Origin of the sequence: Sphingomonas aerophila, from assembly GCF_014199305.1 — a bacterium.
GTDB lineage: Bacteria > Pseudomonadota > Alphaproteobacteria > Sphingomonadales > Sphingomonadaceae > Sphingomonas > Sphingomonas aerophila.
The window spans coordinates 185,203-205,467 of sequence record NZ_JACIJK010000003.1 but is presented as its reverse complement, the minus strand read 5'-3'; the positions used below and the strand labels follow the sequence as shown (position 1 = coordinate 205,467).

Here is a 20,265-nt window from a genome sequence, read left to right as displayed (position 1 = left end):
TGAAGGCACGTGGCCGACGCTACGCGCCATGGTTCGTCGCATGAACATCTCGCAAACCGATCTCTTCCTGCGTCGGCGAGCTACCAATCGGACCTGCACGGAATGGCCTTTCGAACGGCCACACCGGCGCAGGGCACATCGCCTGCCTCGCATCTGACGCCAGTTCAACTGACACAAGGGCAATCATCCATGCTGAACACCGCGCTTCGCCTGTCCTGGGCGCTGCCCGTCTTGCTCGCTGCCACGCCCGCTCTCGCCGCGCCCACGCTGGACGGTGTGATCGGCGACCATGCCGTGATCCAGCGCGGCCAGACGATTGTGCTGGAGGGCAGCGCCGCGCCCGGCGAAACGGTGATGATCGGCTTTGCCGGCCGCAGCGTGACGGCGCGCGCGGGGAAGAACGGACGGTTCAGCGTGACCATGCCGGCGCTGCCCGCGGGCGGTCCCTATGACCTGACGCTGGCGGCACCCAGCGGCGCAAGCACGTTCCGCGACATACTGGTCGGCGACGTGTTCCTGTGTTCGGGCCAGAGCAACATGGAATTGCAGGTCCAGTCCGCGCAAGACCTGATTCCTGACGCTCATGCCGCGCCCGACCCGCAGCTAAGGCTGCTGACGGTCGCCAAAGCGACGGGGCTGACGCCGCAATCACGCTTCAACCAGGAGCCGCATTGGGCGCTGGCGCAGCCGGACAGCGTCGAAAGCTTCTCGGCGGCCTGCTATTACATGGTGCAGGCGCTGCGGCGCACCGCGAACGTGCCGATCGGCGCCATCCATTCCAGTTGGGGAGGTTCCCGGATCAGCGCGTGGATGGCCGATGCGGGGCAGCGGAGTGCGGGCCTGAAGGATGAAGCGGATCTGCTTGCGCTCTACGCCCGCGATGCCGCTGCCGGCAACCGCGGCGCGTCGGCTGTATGGGAGGCGTGGTGGCGCAAGGCTTCGGGCGACCAGCCGGGTCGCGAGCCATGGCAGCCTGCCGCCGCGCTCGATTGGAAGCCGGTACCCAAGATCGACAATATCGAGAACTGGGGCGTGCCCGCGCTCGCCAACTACAACGGTATGATATGGTACCGCCGCGAGGTGGAGGTGACGCCCGAACAGGCTCGCGGTGCCGCGACGTTGGCGATCGGCACGGTCGATGACGCTGACCGCACCTGGGTGAACGGGGTCGGCGTCGGCGGATCAAGCCTGGCCGGACAGGCGCGGGTCTATGCCCTGCCCGCGGGGACGCTGAAAGCGGGACGTAATGTCGTCACCGTCAATGACGACGATGTGTACGCCAATGGCGGCATGACCGGCCCTGTCGAGGCGATGAAGATCACCTTTGCCGATGGTACCAGCCTGCCGCTGGGCGAAGGCTGGCGATATGCGGTCGCCCGCCCCGTGCAGGGCAGCGCGCCGCGCGTGCCCTGGGACGATATCAACGGCGCGGGCACGCTCTACAACGCCATGATTGCGCCGCTTGGGCCGATCAAGCTGGCGGGTGCCGCATGGTACCAGGGCGAGTCCGACACGGGCCTTCCGGGCTATGACAAGCGCCTGGCTGCGATGATGAAGGACTGGCGCCGCCAGTTCGGCCGCCCCGACCTGCCCTTCGCGGTGGTGCAGCTGTCGGCCTATGGCGCGCGTTCGTTCGCGGCGGGAGAAAGCGGCTGGGGTGATGTGCGTGAAGCGCAGCGCCGGGTCACGGTGGACGACGGCCATTCTGGCATCGCGGTCAGCTATGACCTGGGTGACCCGCTCGACATTCATCCGGGCGAGAAGCACGAAGTCGGCCAGCGGCTGGCCCGCGTGATGCGCGCCTATGCCTATGGGGAGCAGATCGCGCCCGCCGGCCCCGCCATCGCGGGCGCGAGCCGGGCCGCGGACGGCAGCGTCACGCTGCGTTTTTCAGGCATAACGGGTCAGCTACATGCTGTGGGCGCGGCAAACGCGATCGGGTTTGAACTGTGCGGGCCGGCCGTGGGCAGCTGCCGCTACACCGCCGCGACGGTTGCGGGGCAGGAGGTCAAGCTTGCCAGCGACGGTCAGCCAGTCACGCGCGTCCGCTATGCCTGGGCAGACTCTCCTGCGACCAACCTGGTCGACGAGGCTCAACTGCCGATCGGCACGTTCGAAGTGCCGGTATCCTGATCGGGACCGGGCGGGGCCAATGCGCCCCGCCCCTGCCCTGGCGATCAGGCAAGCTCGGCCTGAACCGCCGCCTCGTCAGGGACAGCGTTGGTCGGCTTGCTGCCCCACAGTGCGTAGAACAGCACATAGAGCTCGCACACGGCGGTCAGCAGAAACGAGATCTGCAACCCGTACACGTCGGCGATCTTGCCCTGCACGAACACTAGCGCACCGCCTGCGATCGCCATGATCAGCAGCCCCGACCCTTCTTCGGTCAACGGCCCCAGGCCCCGGATGCCGAGGGTGAAGATCGTCGGGAACATGATCGAATGGAACAGCCCGACGCTGATCAGCGCCCACATCGCCACGTGCCCGGTGGAGAACACGGTGACGAGCATCACGATGAACGCGCCGATGGAAAAGGCCGCCAGCACCGTTTCCGCCGGGATCTTCTGCATGATCGCAGAACCCAGGAAGCGGCCAACCATCATCCCGCCCCACAACAGGGTCAGGTAGCGCCCGGCCTGTTCGGTGGTCAGGTCCGCGATCTGCGGCTGGCTGATGAAGTTGACGAACAGGTTGCCGACGCCGATCTCCGCGATCAGGTAGATGAAGATCGCCGGAACGCCTAACACCAGGTTGCGGTGGCGCCACAGCGAGTGGTTCTTGCGATCCTCCTTGGCGGCGCGGCTGGTGGCTGAACCCATCGCGGGCAGCTTGAAGCGCGCGATCACTACCGCCAGCACGACCAGCACCACGGCAACGAGCACATAGGGCAGCATCACCGACTGCGCATCGGCCAGCCGCTCCGCCTGGGTCAGCACGGTCCCGGACTGGGCCGTGCCGCCCTTTGACCGGCCAAGGATCAGGTACGCACCGAACAGCGGCGCGAGCATGGTCCCCGCCGAGTTCATCGCCTGAACGAGATTAAGGCGCGAGGACGAGGTTTCGGCCGGGCCGATCACCGCCACATAGGGGTTGGCCGCGACCTGCAGCAGCGTGATGCCGCTGGCGATCACGAACAACATGGCCAGCGTCACGCCATAGGAGGGCAGGCTCGCGGCGAGCACCATGCCGAGCGCGCCAACCGCCATGATCAGCAGGCCGGTCACAAGCGACTTCTGGTATCCGATCCGCTCGATCAGCTTCGCCGACGGGATCGAGGCGAAGAAATAGGCGATGAACCAAACGCTTTCGATGAGCGACGCCTGAAAGTAACTGAGCTCGAACACGCTGCGCAGATGGGGCAGCAACGTGCCGTTGATGACGGTGATGAAGCCCCACATGAAGAACAGGCTGGCGAGCAGCGTCAGCGCCGATCGGTAGTTCGTCCCGGGACCGGCAGCGCCGCTGGCTGCGCGGGTTGAGGCAACGGCTGGCATGTACTTCCTCTCTCTGTCACCGACCATTGCCGGGCTTGCTCTTATATTTGTAGGAGCATAGGTGGAACGACGTGTCCGTCAACGTCCCGCTTCGCAAGGCTTATTTGATGATCCACGCCAGAATGGCCGCCTCGTTGATCCTGCTCGGCGTGGCAGTCGCGCCCCTGAGCGCACAGGCCGCTACGGTTAAGCGCGAACGCTTTGGACAATTGTCGAACGGAACGGTCGTGGAGGCGGTGACGCTGGCCGGCAGCAATGGCGTCAGCGCGCGTATCATCACCTATGGCGCGACGCTGCAGGCACTGAACGCGCCCGACCGCAACGGCAAGGTCGCGGACGTGACGCTCGGTTATGATGACCTGGCGAGCTATGAGAAGAAGCCGAATTATTGGGGCCAGACAATCGGCCGCTACGCTAACCGGATCGCGCAGGGACGCTTCGCGCTAGACGGCAAGACATATCAGCTGAACCAGAACGACAAGGGCAACTCGCTCCACGGCGGACTTGGCGGTTTCGACAAGAAGGTATGGCGGGTCGAGTCCGTGTCATCCGGCCCGACCGCGCGCGTGGTGCTGACCGCGACAAGCCCGGCTGGCGACCAGGGTTATCCCGGCACGCTGCAGGCGAAGGTCACCTATAGCCTCGACGACAAGGGTTCGCTGACGATCGACTATGACGCGACGACCGATGCGCCGACGATCGTCAACATGACCAACCACGCGCTGTTCGACATGGCCGGCGAGGGTTCGGGCACGGGTATCCTGGCGCAGAAGCTCACCATCCCGGCCAGCCGCTACACCCCCGTCAACGCGACGCTGATCCCGACAGGAGAGATGCGTGCCGTGGCCAGCACCGTGTTCGACTTCACCCGGGCGCGGTTGCTGTCGGACGGGCTGCGCGACGGGCATGACGAGCAGATCGTGATCGCCCATGGCTGGGATCATAATTTCGTGCTCGACAAGGGCGCGACCGCCACGCCCGGCCTTGCCGCGCGGTTGGAAGACCCGGCATCCGGGCGCGTGCTGGAGGTGCTGTCCACCGAACCCGGCGTGCAATTCTATGCCGGCAACTTCCTGGACGGCACGCTGATCGGCAAGCAGGGCCACCTGTACCGCATGGGCGACGGCCTGGCCCTTGAACCACAGAAATTCCCGGATACTCCCAACCAGCCTGCCTTCGGCTCCGCGCGGGTCGATCCGGGCAAGCCTTATCACCACCGCATGATCTACCGCGTATCGGTAGCCCGGTGAGTTGGAGCCTGACTTGACCGACATCCCCGCCCCCACCCAGCCACGCCTGCGCAGCCAGGCCTGGTTCGACAACCCCTCCAACATCGACATGACGGCGCTCTACCTGGAGCGTTACCTCAACTTCGGGTTGAGCCTTGCGGAGTTGCAGTCCGGCAAGCCTATCATCGGCATCGCCCAGACAGGGTCGGACCTGTCCCCGTGCAATCGCCACCACCTGGTGCTCGCGGAGCGTGTGCGGGAAGGCATTCGCGAGGCCGGCGGTATTGCGCTCGAATTCCCGGTTCACCCGATCCAGGAAACCGGCAAGCGCCCGACGGCCGGGCTGGACCGCAACCTTGCTTATCTCGGCCTGGTCGAGGTGCTGTACGGTTACCCGCTCGATGGCGTAGTGCTGACGATCGGGTGCGACAAGACGACCCCTGCCGCGCTGATGGCTGCGGCGACCGTCAACATCCCCGCCATCGCGCTGTCGGTCGGCCCGATGCTGAACGGCTGGCACAAGGGTGAGCGTACCGGGTCGGGCACCATTGTGTGGAAGGCGCGCCAGATGCTGGCCGCTGGCGAGATCGACGACAAGGAGTTCATCCGCCTCGTCGCCTCCTCCGCGCCGTCGACCGGCTATTGCAACACCATGGGCACCGCCACGACGATGAACTCGCTGTGCGAGGCGCTCGGCATGTCGTTGCCAGGTTCCGCCGCCATCCCGGCGCCGTACCGTGACCGGCAGGAGGTCGCGTACATCACCGGCAAGCGCGCGGTGGAGCTGGTCGCCGAGGACCTGAAACCGTCGGACATCCTGACCAAGGAAGCGTTCCACAACGCCATCCGGGTGAATTCGGCGATCGGCGGATCGACCAACGCGCCCATCCACCTTGCCGCACTCGCCCGCCATATCGGCGTCGACCTGCCGCTGAAGGATTGGGAGACGGAGGGGCACAGGATCCCACTGCTGGTCAACCTGCAGCCCGCAGGCGAGTATCTGGGCGAGGACTATTACCGCGCCGGCGGCGTGCCCGCCGTGGTCAACCAGCTGATGGGCCAGGGACTGATCCATGAAGGCGTTATGACCGTCAACGGCCACACTATGGGCGACAACTGCCGCGAGGCGACGATCGAGGACGAAAAGGTCATTCGTCGCTTCGAGCAGCCGTTGAAGCAGGATGCGGGCTTCATCGTCCTGTCGGGCAACCTTTTCGACGCTGCGATCATGAAAACCAGCGTCATCTCCGACGAATTCCGTCAACGCTATCTGTCCAACCCGGACGATCCGGAGGCGTTCGAGGGGCCGGCGATCGTGTTCGATGGACCGGAAGATTATCATCACCGCATCGACGACCCCTCGCTCGGCATCACATCCCGGACGCTGATGTTCATGCGCGGCGCGGGGCCGATCGGGTATCCGGGCGCGGCAGAGGTCGTGAACATGCGCCCGCCCGCCTATCTGATCACCGAAGGCGTCCATGCGCTGCCCTGCATCGGCGACGGTCGCCAGTCCGGGACCAGCGGGTCGCCATCAATCCTGAATGCCTCGCCCGAAGCGGCGGCGATGGGCGGCCTGGCGCTGCTCAAGACCGGCGACCGCGTACGCATCGACTTGAAGCGTGGTACGGCCGACGTGCTTATCCCGGACGAGGAACTGGCCGAGCGCCGGCGCGCGTTGGAGGCAGCTGGTGGCTTCCCTTATCCCGCTTCGCAGACGCCCTGGCAGGAGATCCAGCGCGCGCTGGTCGGCCAGATGAACACCGGCGCCATCCTGGAAGGCGCAGAGAAGTACCAGCGCGTCGCGCAAACCATGGGACTGCCCCGCGACAATCACTAAACCAGGGCCCAGCGGCTTGGCCGTGACCCCGGCATGTGCCGGGGTCACGGCAGTCTTGGGTCCTAGATGCTTCGCACGGTTACCGGCGTCGGCCGATCAATCGCGATCGGGTTGCGCACGGGAAGGCGGAACGGCGCTGCCTCGATCTCGAACACGTCGCCCTCCTGCGTTGTCAGTCCTTCGCTGAACGACAAAGTCGCGGTCCCGAAGAAATGGACGTGGAGGTCACCGGGGCGACGGAACAGGTCGTACTTGAAGTGGTGGTGCTCCAGATTGGCGATCGAGTGCGACATGTTCGCCTCCCCCGACAGGAAAGGCTTGTCCCAGATCACCTGCTCGTCGCGCAGGATGCGGCTGGCGCCACGCACGTCCTGGGGCAGGTCCCCCAGCAGCAATTCGGGGCCGAGCGCCGCGTTGCGCAGCTTGCTATGCGCCAGCCACAGGTAATTGCCCCGCTCCGTCACATGGTCCGAAAACTCGTTCGCGAGCGCGAAGCCAAGCCGCACGGGGCTGCCGTCTTCGTCGATCAGGTAAATGCCGGCGATCTCGGGCTCTTCGCCCGCATCCTTGGCGAAGGCAGGCGAACGTAGCGGCTGGCCTGGTCCGACCAGCTGCGAACCATCGCCCTTGTAGAACCATTCGGGCTGGACCCCGACCTCATCGGCTGCGGGCTTGCCACCTTCGACGCCCATCATGAACATCTTCATCGAGTCTGTGGGTGCCGGGTTCTCGGCCGCGGCACGGTGCATCTTGTCACGCCCTTCAGCCGAGCCGAGATGGGTGAGCCCGGTACCAGTCAGAAGCAGGTGGGCGGGATCGGGATGGCTGATCGGCGCCAGTAGCGTGACCTCGGCCATATCGATCTGCTCTTCCGATCGGTGTTGCTGGGCAAGCGCTGCGAGCCCTACCCCCTGCGCCAGAGCTGCGCGGGCGAGCGACAGCGTGTCCGAATAACCAGACACGATCGCCGCACCCTGATCATCTAGCAGGGCGAGGCCGCGGGTGTCGTCAGCGCGGGCAAATTGGAGGAGTGACAGGGTCATGGCTTCAGGATCCTCTATCAGCGCCGACAGCATCACGGCGCGGCGTACTAGGCCGTGTTCGCACCATCCCCGGATCGGAGCAAGTTGTACGACAAAATCTCATAACGGCATGGGTTGATGTTGTTAGCGCTATCGGCACAATGGCGGGGACGGCTCACCGCCGCAAGAATCGGAGAGGATTTAATGGGTTCCAGGGGAAAGCGGCTCGTGCTGGCGACGGCTCTGCTGGGGGCTGCGCTGCCGGTCACCGCGTTTGCGCAGGCGAACACGGCAACGAGTGCCAGGCCAGCCAATGGCGGCACCGCGCTTCGCTGGACGGAGCCCGGCTATCTTCATGCCGACGGCGTCGACGTGCTGGTGTTCAGCAACACAAATGACGGGCTGTTTGCCGACGCCAAGATCAGCGGGGTAGAGATCATCCACCAGGGCGTGCGCACCGCAACCAACGGCGACGTGCGCCTGGCCGCGACGCCGGGGCAATGGGATCCTGCCGCGCAGCTGGTGTCGCGCACGGTTGATGCCAGAACCGGGGTAGTCGAAACGACGCTGGAATATCCCGATTACAAGTGGCGCTACACGATCCGGACGGAGCCGCGCGGCAAGGCCGTGGCGATCACCGTCAGCACTGCCCAACCCCTGCCCGCGGCACTGGCCAACAAGGCAGGCTTCAATCTCGAATTCTTGCCCGCCGCCTATTTCCACAAAAGCTTTGCCATCGATGGTCGGCCCGGCGCAATGCCGATCTACCCTGCGGACGCAATGGTCCGCACGCCAGAGCGCAACATGGCAAGCGGCCGGAGCGAGGGACCGGGCGCCGAGCCGACCCCGATCGCATCGGGTAGCCGCCTGGTGCTGGCCCCCGAGGATGCGGGTCGGCGCATGACCATCCAGAGCACAAGCGTTCCCGTGCAGCTGTTCGATGGCCGCAACCAGTCGCAAAATGGCTGGTTCGTCGCGCGTTCGCTGTTGCCCGCGGGACGGACGGGCAAGCTGCTCGAATGGACGGTGGAGGCGAACAGCGTCGCGGGCTGGCTCCGTACCCCGGTAATCGCACACTCGCAGCTGGGCTATGCACCCGGCGCGTCAAAGGTAGCCACGGTGGAACTCGACAAGGCCGATCGCCGGCCAGGTCAGGTGAAGCTGTTGCGCGTCGGTGAGGACGGCCGACTAACCCCGGTCGCCGTGCCCGCGACAAAGGCCTGGGGCAGCTACCTGCGCTACAACTACCGCCAGCTCGACTTCAGCGCGGTGCGGCAGCCGGGTACCTATCTGCTCGACTATAACGGCACGCGCACCGCGACATTCCGCATCGCGGACGATGTTTATGCCGATGCGTGGCATCCGACCAACGACGTCTATTTTCCCGTCGCGATGGACCATATGGCGGTGAACGAGGCGTATCGCGTCTGGCACGGCCCCGCCCACCTCGACGACGCGCGTCAGGCGCCTGTCAACCACGAGCATATCGATCTGTACCGGCAGGGGCCGACCACCGATACAAAGTTCAAGCCGGGCGAGCATATCCCCGGCCTGAATGTTGGCGGCTGGTTCGATGCGGGCGATTTCGATATCCGCACCCAGTCGCAATACCAGGTCGTGGTACAGCTCGCCGCCGCGCGGGAGCGTTGGGGCCTCGACCGGGACACCGTCAGCGTCGACGATGCCCGCCGACAGGTCGAAATGCACCTGCCAGACGGCGTGCCCGATCTGGTGCAGCAGGTCCGCCACGGCACCCTGCAACTCGTCGCGCAATTCGACGCCGTCGGCCATGCCATTCATGGTATCGTTGAGCCGGACGTGGGTGAGTACACCCACCTGGGCGACGCCGGCAGCAAGACCGATCGCCTCGTCTACGACCCCCGCCTGAAGCCCGAAGAGCAGAAGGACGGGCGCAGCGGGATCCCGGACGATCGCTGGGCCTTCACCAGCAAGGCGACCGCACTCAACTATGGCTCCATTGCTGCACTGGCCGCGGCAAGCCGGGTGATGACAGGCTATGACGATGCGCTGGCGGCGAAGGCGCGTAGCATCGCCGAGCGGGTCTGGACGGAGGAGCATTCCCACGCGCCCGACACGTTCAGCCACGGCAACACGACCGGCGGGCCGATCGAAGTGGAAGAGTTCACCGCTGCGGTGGAATTGCTAAAGACGACACGTGACCAGCGCTACGCCGACCGCATCAGCGCCCTGTGGCCGACCCTGGCGCCGCGTTTCGGCATGATCGCCTGGACCGCTGCCGATGCCATCCCCTTCATGCCGGCCAGCTATCGCGCGGCAATGGTACCTGCGGTCCAGGCCTGGCAGGCTGATGCCAACAAGCTCGAAGCGGCAAACCCGTTTGGTGTGCCGGTCACGACGACGGGATGGGCCGGCAGCGGCGCGGTGTTGAACTATGGCCTGACCAGCTACATCCTCCATAAGCATTTCCCGGAGATCGTCGACGGGCGCGGCGTGCAGCGCGGCGTCGACTTCCTGCTCGGCCATCATCCGGCATCTGACGTGTCGTTCGTGTCGGGCGTCGGCACGGTCGCCAAGGAAGTGGCATACGGCAACAACCGCGCTGACTTTTCCTTTATCGCGGGCGGGGTCGTGCCGGGCGTGCTGGTGCTGAAGCCCGACTATCCGGAGAACCATGAGGACTGGCCCTTCTTCTGGGGCGAGAACGAATATGTGATCCCGGAAGGGTCGATGTGGATCGCGCTGGCCAACGCGGCGCGGGAGATGACGGGGGGCAAGGCGGGAGCGCCCCTGCCCTCCCCGGCATCCAAGCGGGCGCGCTGATCGGGGGGGCAGGAACGGGCTGTCAGTCGGCGGCGGGCAGGGTCAAACTGACCGCCAGCCCGCCGCCGGCAACCTCCCCCAGCATCAGCGAACCGCCATACAGCGCGACCAGTTCGGCCACGATCGACAGGCCAAAGCCGTGGCCCTGACCTTGCTCATCCAGCCGCATCCCGGGCTGGGCCACCCGGCCGCGCTCCGATGGAGGGATGCCGGGGCCGTCGTCCGACACGGTTACGATGACCCGTCGCCCTTCGCGAACGGCGACAATAGCGATCCGAGCCTCGGCAAAGCGGGCCGCGTTGTCGAGGACGTTGCCGAGCAATTCCTCCAGATCCTGGGCGTCGATCGCGACGCTAAGATCATCGGCGACCTCGTTGGCGACCTGAAAGTGCCTGTCCCGATGGATCGCCGTCACCGCCGCCATCACGTCCGTTACTGTCGCGCACAGCGGCGTCGCGGTACGCCGGTTCACTGCGTCGGCGCGGGCCCGGGCTAGGTGGTGGCGGATCGTCCGATGGATCCGTGCGACCTGCTCCGCGGGCCCGGGCTGATCGCGCAGGGCGATCGCCAGCGTCGCCACGGGCGTCTTCAACGCATGTGACATGTTGGCCGCGGACCCGCGCGCCGCAGAGAGCGCGGCCCGCGTGTCGGCGGCGAGCGCGTTGAGTTCGGCGGCGAGGGGCTGCAGCTCTGTCGGCTGGTCTTCGTCAACGCGGCTGGCGCGGCCGTCGCGTATCGCCGCAACCTGCTCTTGCAGTCGGCGCAGGGGGCGAAGGCCGATCCGTAACTGGACCAGCATGGCCGCAGTCAGCAGGGCAGCGATTCCAGCCAGGGCAGCCAGCAGCGGAACGACGGCGCCACGTATCGGCCGACGGACCACGTCGCGCGGCGCCGCCGCGGTGATCGTCACCCCGCCGCGCCGCGTTTCCAGGGAGACCTGCCGGGCATGAACCGGAACGCCTTGCTCACTGGCGCCCTCCATCGGGCGTGGGCCTTTGTTGAACCGATCGGGACCGCGCCCATGTGGAGGGGGCGGCCCCACGTCGAGCGCGGAGAAGTCGGCCGAGCCGACATTGCCGTCAGGTCCCGCTATCCGCCATCGCCAACCCGGCCCGCCATCCAGTACCGACGCGTGCTCGGCCAAACGGGCGCGATCGATCCGCCCCTCTCCATCCACCGCACTCGCCAGCAGCGTCAGTTCGGCGTCGAGCCGGCGGTCGAGCCCTTCGACTACGAAGCGGCCAAGAAGCCCCGCGACTACGCTGCCTGCTAGTACCAATGCCACGACGGTCGCGACTGCCGAGACCAGCAGCATTCGCCCGTGAAGCGACCGAGGCGCGAGCCGCACCGGTCAGCCTCCGCAGGTCAGGCGATAGCCGCGGCCGCGAACCGTCTCGATCAGCGATGCACCGATCTTCTTGCGTAACCGGCCCACGATGACCTCCAGGCTGTTCGAGTCTACATCCGCATCGCCTTCATAAACCCGCTCCAGCAGGTCGAGCCGTTCCACCACCGCCTCCTTGCGCAACATGAGCTGCGACAGGACGCGCCATTCGAACGCGGTGAGCCGGATCGGCAGGCCATCGAGTTCGAAACTGCCGGTCTGGGTATCGAAGCTGAGCGGGCCGCAGTCGAGCCGTGGCTGACCATGACCGGCAGAGCGGCGGATCAGGGCGCGCAGGCGCATGACCAGTTCCTCGATGCGAACGGGCTTTAGCAGGAAGTCGTCGGCCCCAGCCTTGAACCCGGCGACCTTGTCGGACCAGCCCTCCCGCGCGGTCAGCACCAGCACCGGCACGTTTCGCCCCGCCGCGCGCCAGCCTTGAAGCACGCCGATCCCGTCGCGGCCGGGCAGGCCCAGGTCGAGAACCGCCGCGTCATAAGCTTCCGTTTCGCCCAGATGACCGCCGTCGATGCCGTTGGCGGCAAGATCCACGGCGAAATTTTCCGCCCGCAACGCCGCGGCGAGCGTGGGACCCAGGTCGCGGTCATCTTCGACGAGCAGGATACGCATCGGCCACTCCTAGGAACGCCGCTTAAACCGAAACTGAACGGACCGGTTCAGCCTGGATGGCGTGGGCGTCGGTAAAAGGGCGCGATCACTATCGAGGAGAACGCTCATGGCCTTTCACAACATCATCCGCTTGTCCGGTCGGCAGCGTGTCGGCATCGGGGCGGCAGCGTTGCTCGCCATCGGCGCGGCGGGCGGGGCAAGCGCGGTGGCGCTGACCCGGCCCAACATTGAAATGGCACCCACTGTTCCGACTGCCGTGTCCAGGCTGTCGTCCAGCAGCGGCATCGTGAACGTTCGCGGCCGCGTGACGGCCGTGTACGGAAACCGCTTTCTGGTCGAAGACGGCACCGGGCGCATGCTGGTCGATACCGGCCGGCACGGCGTTACGGTGGCGGCAGGCGCGCCGGTGCTGGTCCAGGGTCGCTTCGACGATGGCCAATTGAGGGCCCGCTTTTTAGTGGACCAAGCCGGCGACATCCAGGAAGTCGGCGCACCGCCGCCGCACGGCAATGGCGGTCCACCCCCTCATCCACCCGGCGGCCCCGGCGCTCCTCCGCCGCCTCCGCACGCCGGAATGGACTCGGCCCCGCCGCCACCGCCGGTCGGCGCGGGCGACAAGGCGGGGGGCGCCCCGACACCGCCCGTCAACAGCGACGCTCCACCGCCTCCCGCGACCGCGCCGCAACAGCGTTGATTAAAGGGGGGAGCGGCAGTGATGCCGCTTCCCCACTTTGAATGATCGCGGGCTGGACGCGATTGGGGCGGCGTTGCACAGCCTTGGGATGCTGCGACAGGCCCAATGCATGGTGAACCCCAGGTGGATGCGGGCAGCAGGATTTTGTATCCTGGGGGTTCCTGATGCGCGCTGGGCGGCTCTATCCCTGGGCCGCTCCCGCTCGTGATCGCTGCGACCTGGCTGATCGCGGGGTTGGCCACCGCAGGCGTCATCACCCGGCCCATGCGTTCGCCCGAATGGGTTTGGGCAATTGGCGGTGCCATATTGCTGCTCCTGTTCGACCTGATTGCCCCGACCGATGCGGGCCGGGCGGTCGCAAAGGGGCTGGACGTGTACCTGTTCCTGACCGGCATCATGCTGCTCAGCGAGGTGGCGCGGGCACATGGCGTGTTCGACTGGGCGGCTACCCTGGCGGTCAACCACGCCCGGGGTTCAACCGCGCGCCTGTTCCTGCTGATCTATGCCACCGGCACGTTGGTGACGGCGCTGATGTCCAACGACGCGACCGCCGTGGTGCTCACCCCCGCCGTATTCGCCGCAGCGCGCAAAGCCAGGGCCGATCCGCTGCCCATGCTTTTCGCCTGTGCCATGGTCGCCAACGCGGCGAGCTTTGTGTTGCCGATCTCCAACCCCGCCAACCTTGTCCTGTATGGCGGGCACATGCCGCCGCTTGGCGGCTGGGTTCGCTCGTTCGCCCTACCCTCCGTCGCGGCGATCGTGGTCACCTATGGCGTACTGCGCGTCGTCGAGCGCCGCCGGTTGGCGGGCGCATGTGCGGCCGGGATCGCGCGCGAACCGCTAAGCGCGGGTGGGCGGCTGTCGCTTGCGGGCGTGCTGCTGACGGCGGCGTTACTGATCGTGATCTCTGCGCTTGATGAACCGCTCGGCCTGCCGACCGCCGTTGCCGGGGTTGCGACGGCGCTGGGCGTCAGTTTGCTGCGTCGACAATCGCCGCTGGCGCTCGTCCGCCATGTCTCCTGGGGCGTGCTGCCGCTGGTGGCTGGGCTGTTCGTCCTGGTTGACGCGCTGAACAGTACGGGCGCGATCGCACAGGTCGCCCTCTGGTTGCGGCAAGCAGGACGCGACCCTGGTGGGGCCGCGGCGGCGGGAACGGCGCTCGCATTCCTGTGCAACGCGATCAACAACCTGCCCGCAGGACTGCTCGCGGGCACGGCGCTCTCCCAGGCGCAACCCACGCGTCTGCTGACGGATGCCCTGCTGATCGGCGTGGATCTTGGCCCCAACCTGTCCGTCACCGGATCGCTCGCGACCATTTTGTGGCTTCAGGCGATCCGGCGCGAGGGAGAGGATGTGAGCTTCCTCGGCTTCCTGCGGGTGGGCATCATCGCCATGCCGCTGGCGCTCGCCGCCGCGCTGGGAACAAGGCTGCTGATCGGGTGATGTGGGACAGAGCCGCGCGCTGGACCCAAGTCGGTATTGCCCTGCTGCGACGGAGAGCGCACAAGAGCGATAACTCAGACTAATAGGGGCGTCGTTCAAGACGTGCTGTGCGGAGAGAAGAGTATCGGCGCGATCGCCGCGGGGCTGCTTGCGCTGGCAGGAGCAGCCGACGCACAGGTCTGGCGCGCCGACCAGGGCGACGGCACCTATCGCAACCCGGTGCTGTTCGCCGACTATCCCGACCCGGACATCATCCGCGTCGGGCAGGATTTCTATTTCGCCAGCACGACCTTTGCCAACGTGCCCGGCATCACCATCCTGCATTCGCGTGACCTGGTGAACTGGCGGATCTCAGGCCACGTGCTTCCCCGGCTGGACGGCGACAGGCGCTTCGACCTTCGGGATGGCGGCGTGTACCGGCAGGGGTTCTTTGCCGCGAGCCTGCGCCACCATGGCGGGCGGTTCTTCCTTGCCGTCACTCCCGTCGGCATGAACACGCGCCTGTACTCCGCCACCAGCATCAATGGCCCATGGACCTTTACGGAGCTCGACCTGCAGGCGTTCGACCCAGGGCTGTTCTTCGACGATGACGGCACCGGCTACATTGCGACATCGATCGGATCGGACGGCACGATCACGCTGCTGACGCTGAACAAGGACTATTCCGCGGTCGCGAGTTCGCGGGTTATCCACTTCCACAAGGGCGCCGAAGGCTCCAAATTGATTAAACGCGCCGGCTGGTATTACCTGTTCAACGCCATCCCGAACCGGCTGGGGATGACCGTCTCGCGGGCGCGCACGCTGCGCGGGCCGTGGGAAACCCGGCCGCAGATCGACGACAAGAGCGGCGGGCACCAGGGTGCACTGGTCGATCTGCCTGATGGCGGCTGGTATGGGTTCGTCATGGTGGACGCCGGCGCGATCGGGCGCATGACCAACATCAGTCCGGTGTTCTGGAAGGACGACTGGCCGATATGGGGCACGCCGGACGCGCCGAACCGCGTCCCCGACCGCGCACCAAAGCCGATCTCCGGCCAGCCCTTCGCCGAACCGCCCAGCTCCGACGATTTCGCCAGCGCAAAGCTCGGGCCGCAATGGCAGTGGAACCATAACCCTGACGATACACGCTGGTCCCTGACCCAGCGGCCCGGGTTCCTGCGCCTGCATGCGACCAGAGCCGCCGATCTGTGGAGCGCGCGCAACACGCTGACGCAGAAGACTCAGGGCCCGCGCGGGCGCGCGACCGTGAAGCTGGACCTGGCCGGCATCCGCCCCGGCGATGTCTGCGGCTTTGGCACCTTTGGCAAGATCAGCGCGCAATTGTCGATCGTCGGGGGCAATGGCTCGCGAAGCCTGACCATGAAGGTGACGGACTCGACCGAGGCGGGACCAAAGACCGAAACGCGCGTCCCTGCGATCCCGTTCACGGGCAGGCAGTTGTGGCTGCGCGTCGATACCGATTTTGGGAGATCCACCGGACAGGTCGCCTATAGCAGCGACGGCGCGCGCTGGGCGGCGGTGGGCGGCGCCTTTCCGCTGCGGTTCGACTGGCGCACCGGCACCTTCCAGGGCCAACAGTTCGCGCTGTCTTGCTACAATCCCGGCGCGAGCGGCGGGCACCTAGACATCGACAGCTTCACCCTGTCCGCCCTGCCAGCGGACGTGATCGTACCGGACGCCAAGCCATGATCGTCACCCGCCGCCGCTTTCTCGGTTCCGCCAGCACCCTGGCGCTGATGCCCGCATTTGGACCTGCGTTCGCCGCTCAGGCCACGGGCCGGGCTGAGCCGGTGCCGGCACGCTATGTCACGCTCAAGCCGTCGATCTTTGCCGACGCGATGGCCGCCAATCGCCGATACCTCTTGTCGCTCGACCCCGAACGGCTGCTGCACAACTTCTACACCTCCGCCGGCCTGCCGCCACGGGGCGAGATGTATGGGGGCTGGGAAGCGCAGGGGATTGCGGGTCACACGCTTGGCCATTGGATGTCGGCCGCATCGCTGATGGTGGCCAATACCGGCGACGCGGCGTTGTCGGCAGCGCTGGACCGGACGCTTACGTCCATGGCGCGCATCCAGGCGACTGAAGGTGACGGCTATCTCGGCGGCATCACCGCGCCTCGCGGGGGCAAGACGGTGCCCGGCAAGGTCATCTTCGAGGAGGTCCGTCGCGGCGACATCCGCACCGACTGGACGCTGAATGCCGGCTGGGTTCCAATCTATGCCCAGCACAAGGTCCTTGCCGGGCTGATCGACGCGAACCAGTTGGCCGGCAAGCGCGCCGCCCTGCCGATCGCGACCGGCCTGGCGGGCTATATGGGCGGCGTGTTCGATGCGCTGTCGGAGGCGCAGATGCAGCAGGTGCTCTCCGTGGAGCATGGCGGCATCCTGGAATCCTATGCCGAGCTGTATGCGATCACGGGGGACCAGCGCTGGCACGGCCTTGCAGGGCGGCTTCGCCACCGTGCCGTGTTCGAGCCGCTGGCGGCTGGGCAGGACAAATTGGCCGGCCTCCACGCCAACACGCAGATCCCCAAGCTCGTCGGCCATGCCCGCCTGCATGAGGTCGCCGGCAACCCGGCGGACGCCAAGGCGGCCTTGTTCTTCCATGACACGGTTCGGCACCACCACAGTTATGCGGTCGGCGGCAATTCGGAGCGCGAGCATTTCGGGCAACCCGACCATCAGGGCGAACAGCTGACCACGGCGACCTGTGAGGCCTGCAACAGCTACAACATGCTCAAGCTCACCCGCCATCTTTATGCCTGGCAACCACAGGGCGACTGGTTCGACTATTATGAGCGCACCCAGCTCAACCACATCATGGCGCACCAGCGCCCCGATACCGGCCAGTTCGTCTATTTCATGCCGATGGAGGCCGGCGCAAAGCGCGATTATTCAAAGCCCGAGGACAGCTTCTGGTGCTGTGTCGGGTCCGGCATGGAAAGTCATGCCAAGCACGCTGACTCGATCTATTGGCAGCGGCCGGACACGTTGTTCCTCAACCTGTTCATTCCGTCGACGCTGGACGTGCCGGGCGGCCCGCGGATCGAACTCGACACGCGTTACCCGCAGGACGGGCAGGTTCAGCTGACCGTCGCGCGCGCGCCCAAGGCCGGACAGGCGATCGCGATCCGTCGCCCTGCTTGGGCGGAGGGTGCTACGTTGCTGATCAACGAGCAGCCGTTCAGGCAAGAACCGCGCAACGGCTATTGGCAAATAGCGAGACGCTGGAAAGCAGGGGACCGGATCGCCGTCACCCTGCCGATGACCTTGCGTGCCGAGCCGTTGGCCGGCGCACCTGGGACCCATGCCTTTCTGAGCGGCCCGCTGGTGCTCGCCGCCGACCTGGGTTCTGCGACGCAGCGCTTCGATGATCCCGCGCCGGCCCTGCTTGCGTCAGGAAGACCGGAGGCTGCCCTGACGCCGGTCGCGGGGGCAACGCACCGCTATCGCGTCACCGACGTGCTCGGGCACGAGCGGGAGATTGGGCCGTTTTTCCCCATGTATGACCGGCGCACCGCCGTGTACTTCCGCACCTTCACGCCCGGCAGCTGGGCGGCGGGCAAGGACGCCTATCTGGCGGCGGAGGCGAAGCGCGCCGACCTGGTCAGGCGCACGATCGACATCTTCCACATCGGCGAACAACAGCCGGAGGTCGACCACGCGCTTGTCGCCGCAACCGGAAAGGCCGGCGAGTTCTATGGCCGCCACAATCGTGCAATCCCGGAAGGCAGTTCGGTCCGCTTCACCGTTGCCCGGCGCCCCGGTCCCGCCCTGCTCCAGCTTACCTATTGGGGCCGCGACACGGGCCGAACGGTCGAGATTGAAGTGGACGGCAAGCTGGTCGCGACGGAAAGGCGAGAGCAGCCCTCGGCGGAGGAATGGGTCGTGGTGGACTACGCCCTGCCCCCGACGGCCGCGGCCACGTCGACGGTGAAGCTGACCGCGCGCAAGGGTGACGCCGTCATCTATGGCGTGCGTAGCCTGGAGCCAGCCGGCCCTAAGCCCGTTCGCGCATGACCTGGCGCCGCGCCCTCGCGCTTGCCGCCCTGTTCGCCACCGCAGGTGCGCCCGCGCAGCAGGGCGACGCGCCGATCTCGGTGACGATCACCGTCAACGCCGGCCAGCCCGGAAAGCCGGTGGAGCCCGTGTGGCGCTTCTTTGGTGCGGACGAGCCCAATTACGCGACCATGAAGGATGGGCGCACGACACTGGCAACGCTGGGCCAGCTTGCCCCCGACCGGGTATATTTTCGCGCCCACAACCTGCTCACCAGCGGCGACGGCACGCCCGCGCTGAAATGGGGCTCCACCAACGCCTATATCGAGGAGGCGGCGGGGCGGCCGGTGTACAACTGGACGATCGTCGATCGCATCTTCGATACTTACCGCGAGCGGCGGGTGAAGCCCTACGTTGAAATAGGCTTCATGCCCGAGGCTCTCTCCACGCGCGCCCGGCCCTACCAGCATGATTGGCGGCCCGGCAGCGGCGACCTGCGTACCGGCTGGGCCTTTCCGCCGCGCGATTATGCCAAGTGGGAAGAGCTGGTGTTCCAGTGGGTCCGCCATTGTGTCGAACGGTATGGCCGTGCGGAGGTGGCGAGCTGGTACTTCCAGACCTGGAACGAGCCCAACCTGCCGCAATATTATTGGGGCGGCACGCGCGAGGAGTTCTTTCGCCTTCACGATACAGCCATCCGAGGCGTCCGGCGCGCTTTGCCCGAGGCACGGGTCGGCGGCCCTGACATTGCGGGCGCCGGCGACGATTTCATGTCCGCCTTCTTGGCGCATGTTAAGGCGGCGGGCACGCCCACCGACTTCCTGTCCTTCCACGCCAAGGGCCAGCCGCAGTTCATCGAGACTCCGGGTGGCGGTCACGTACGCATGGGAATTGCCACCCACCTGAAGGCCGCGGACCATGAGTTTGCACAGATCGCGGCCGACCCGATGTTCCGAACCAAGCCGATCGTGATCGGCGAGTCCGATCCGGAGGGCTGCGCCGCATGCCAGGGTCCCGCCAACGCCTATCGCAACGGCACCATGTATTCGAGCTACACCGCCGCGGTGTTTCCGCGGTTGCAAGCCTTGGCCGATGCGCGGGGATTGAAGCTGGAAGGCGTGCTAAGTTGGGCATTCGAATATGAAGACCAGCCGATCTTTGCCGGGTTCCGCCAGTTAACCTCTGCGGGTATCGATCTCCCCGTCATAAACGTCTTCAAGCTGTTCGCGAGGATAGGGGGCCGCACCCTGCCCGCCTCGTCCGACCACCAGCGGCGATTGGCCGAGGTGATGATCGCGGGGGTGCGCAACGCGCCCGACATTGGCGTTATTGCCGCGCGTGACGGCGAAAAGGTGACGGTGCTGGTGTGGCACTATCACGACGACGATCTACCCGGCGCCGATGCCGATGTGCGCCTGACGATCAGTGGCCTGGGAAGTCGCTTCGGTTCGGGCGCGAACGTCACCCGCTGGCGGGTCGATCGAACCCACGCCAACAGCTATGCTGCATGGCTGGCAATGGGATCGCCCCAGGCCCCGACGACCGAACAGCGCGCGCGGTTGATCGAGGCATCGCACCTGGTTGCGGAGACGGTGCGGGCCGGCGTCAAAGCTGGCCAGGCCACCTTGCACCTGACGGCGCCGCGATCGGGCGTGACGTTGATTGAACTGACGCCCGGAGTCGCGACGCAGAAAGCGCTTCCCAAGCGGTGACGCGCCCGCCACGC

The 20,265-nt window shown here is 66.4% G+C and carries 13 protein-coding genes; 9 read left to right on the top strand and 4 right to left on the bottom strand.

What is annotated here, in order from left to right; translation table 11 throughout:
* Nucleotides 1–189 precede the first annotated feature (189 nt).
* Nucleotides 190–2,133: a sialate O-acetylesterase gene (locus FHS94_RS05835; RefSeq protein WP_184055627.1), complete on the top strand. Its 1,944-nt coding sequence runs from the start codon at nucleotides 190–192 to the stop codon at nucleotides 2,131–2,133.
* Nucleotides 2,134–2,177: 44 nt separating this feature from the next.
* On the opposite strand, the gene FHS94_RS05830 is transcribed toward FHS94_RS05835, so the two are convergent.
* Nucleotides 2,178–3,494 (bottom strand): sugar MFS transporter, encoded by a 1,317-nt coding sequence (locus FHS94_RS05830; RefSeq protein ID WP_184055625.1) that lies wholly within the window; start codon nucleotides 3,492–3,494, stop codon nucleotides 2,178–2,180.
* Between the two features lie 107 nt (nucleotides 3,495–3,601).
* Between FHS94_RS05830 and FHS94_RS05825 the strand changes: the two genes are divergently transcribed.
* On the top strand, nucleotides 3,602–4,744 hold the full coding sequence (locus FHS94_RS05825; RefSeq protein ID WP_425506164.1) for an aldose epimerase family protein: 1,143 nt from the start codon (nucleotides 3,602–3,604) through the stop codon (nucleotides 4,742–4,744).
* A 22-nt stretch (nucleotides 4,745–4,766) separates the two neighbouring features.
* The gene (locus tag FHS94_RS05820) at nucleotides 4,767–6,563 is read left to right on the top strand and encodes an IlvD/Edd family dehydratase (protein ID WP_425506163.1); all 1,797 of its coding nucleotides are present in this window, start codon (nucleotides 4,767–4,769) and stop codon (nucleotides 6,561–6,563) included.
* Between the two features lie 62 nt (nucleotides 6,564–6,625).
* Here the strand turns inward: FHS94_RS05820 and araD1 are convergent, their stop codons facing one another.
* A complete protein-coding gene (gene araD1, locus FHS94_RS05815; protein ID WP_184055621.1) occupies nucleotides 6,626–7,606 on the bottom strand; it encodes an AraD1 family protein in 981 nt (326 codons plus the stop codon).
* Nucleotides 7,607–7,789: 183 nt separating this feature from the next.
* Between araD1 and FHS94_RS05810 the strand changes: the two genes are divergently transcribed.
* The gene (locus tag FHS94_RS05810) at nucleotides 7,790–10,387 is read left to right on the top strand and encodes a glycoside hydrolase family 9 protein (RefSeq protein WP_184055619.1); all 2,598 of its coding nucleotides are present in this window, start codon (nucleotides 7,790–7,792) and stop codon (nucleotides 10,385–10,387) included.
* Between the two features lie 22 nt (nucleotides 10,388–10,409).
* On the opposite strand, the gene FHS94_RS05805 is transcribed toward FHS94_RS05810, so the two are convergent.
* Together FHS94_RS05805 and FHS94_RS05800 are read right to left on the bottom strand one after the other, a co-directional pair.
* Nucleotides 10,410–11,735 carry a sensor histidine kinase gene (locus FHS94_RS05805; protein ID WP_343055183.1) on the bottom strand — a complete coding sequence of 442 codons (1,326 nt, stop codon included), beginning with the start codon at nucleotides 11,733–11,735 and terminating at the stop codon, nucleotides 10,410–10,412.
* Between the two features lie 3 nt (nucleotides 11,736–11,738).
* Entirely contained in the window at nucleotides 11,739–12,401 is a 663-nt protein-coding gene (locus tag FHS94_RS05800; protein WP_184055617.1) for a response regulator transcription factor, read from the bottom strand.
* A gap of 106 nt (nucleotides 12,402–12,507) precedes the next feature.
* Here FHS94_RS05800 and FHS94_RS05795 point away from each other — a divergent pair, with 106 nt between their 5' ends.
* From FHS94_RS05795 to FHS94_RS05775, 5 genes are all read left to right on the top strand, one after another.
* Nucleotides 12,508–13,095, top strand: a complete 588-nt coding sequence (locus tag FHS94_RS05795; protein ID WP_184055615.1) for a hypothetical protein — start codon at nucleotides 12,508–12,510, stop codon at nucleotides 13,093–13,095.
* A gap of 204 nt (nucleotides 13,096–13,299) precedes the next feature.
* Complete coding sequence (locus tag FHS94_RS05790; RefSeq protein ID WP_343055182.1) at nucleotides 13,300–14,538, top strand: arsenic transporter; 1,239 nt, start codon at nucleotides 13,300–13,302, stop codon at nucleotides 14,536–14,538.
* A gap of 102 nt (nucleotides 14,539–14,640) precedes the next feature.
* Nucleotides 14,641–16,227, top strand: a complete 1,587-nt coding sequence (locus FHS94_RS05785; protein ID WP_184055613.1) for a family 43 glycosylhydrolase — start codon at nucleotides 14,641–14,643, stop codon at nucleotides 16,225–16,227.
* Complete coding sequence (locus FHS94_RS05780) at nucleotides 16,224–18,560, top strand: glycoside hydrolase family 127 protein (protein WP_184055611.1); 2,337 nt, start codon at nucleotides 16,224–16,226, stop codon at nucleotides 18,558–18,560. Before FHS94_RS05785 ends, FHS94_RS05780 begins: the two co-directional genes overlap by 4 nt.
* Nucleotides 18,557–20,251, top strand: a complete 1,695-nt coding sequence (locus FHS94_RS05775) for a GH39 family glycosyl hydrolase (RefSeq protein WP_184055609.1) — start codon at nucleotides 18,557–18,559, stop codon at nucleotides 20,249–20,251. The genes FHS94_RS05780 and FHS94_RS05775 overlap by 4 nt, the downstream gene beginning before the upstream one ends.
* The last annotated feature ends 14 nt before the right edge of the window (nucleotides 20,252–20,265 follow it).

Excerpts from the sequence above, each read along its gene's own strand:
- FHS94_RS05835 (WP_184055627.1), top strand. The coding sequence starts at position 190 with ATGCTGAACACCGCGCTTCGCCTGTCCTGGGCGCTGCCCGTCTTGCTC.
- FHS94_RS05830 (WP_184055625.1), bottom strand. The coding sequence starts at position 3,494 with ATGCCAGCCGTTGCCTCAACCCGCGCAGCCAGCGGCGCTGCCGGTCCC.
- FHS94_RS05825 (WP_425506164.1), top strand. The coding sequence starts at position 3,602 with ATGATCCACGCCAGAATGGCCGCCTCGTTGATCCTGCTCGGCGTGGCA.
- araD1 (WP_184055621.1), bottom strand. The coding sequence starts at position 7,606 with ATGACCCTGTCACTCCTCCAATTTGCCCGCGCTGACGACACCCGCGGC.
- FHS94_RS05810 (WP_184055619.1), top strand. The coding sequence starts at position 7,790 with ATGGGTTCCAGGGGAAAGCGGCTCGTGCTGGCGACGGCTCTGCTGGGG.
- FHS94_RS05800 (WP_184055617.1), bottom strand. The coding sequence starts at position 12,401 with ATGCGTATCCTGCTCGTCGAAGATGACCGCGACCTGGGTCCCACGCTC.
- FHS94_RS05795 (WP_184055615.1), top strand. The coding sequence starts at position 12,508 with ATGGCCTTTCACAACATCATCCGCTTGTCCGGTCGGCAGCGTGTCGGC.
- FHS94_RS05780 (WP_184055611.1), top strand. The coding sequence starts at position 16,224 with ATGATCGTCACCCGCCGCCGCTTTCTCGGTTCCGCCAGCACCCTGGCG.
- FHS94_RS05775 (WP_184055609.1), top strand. The coding sequence starts at position 18,557 with ATGACCTGGCGCCGCGCCCTCGCGCTTGCCGCCCTGTTCGCCACCGCA.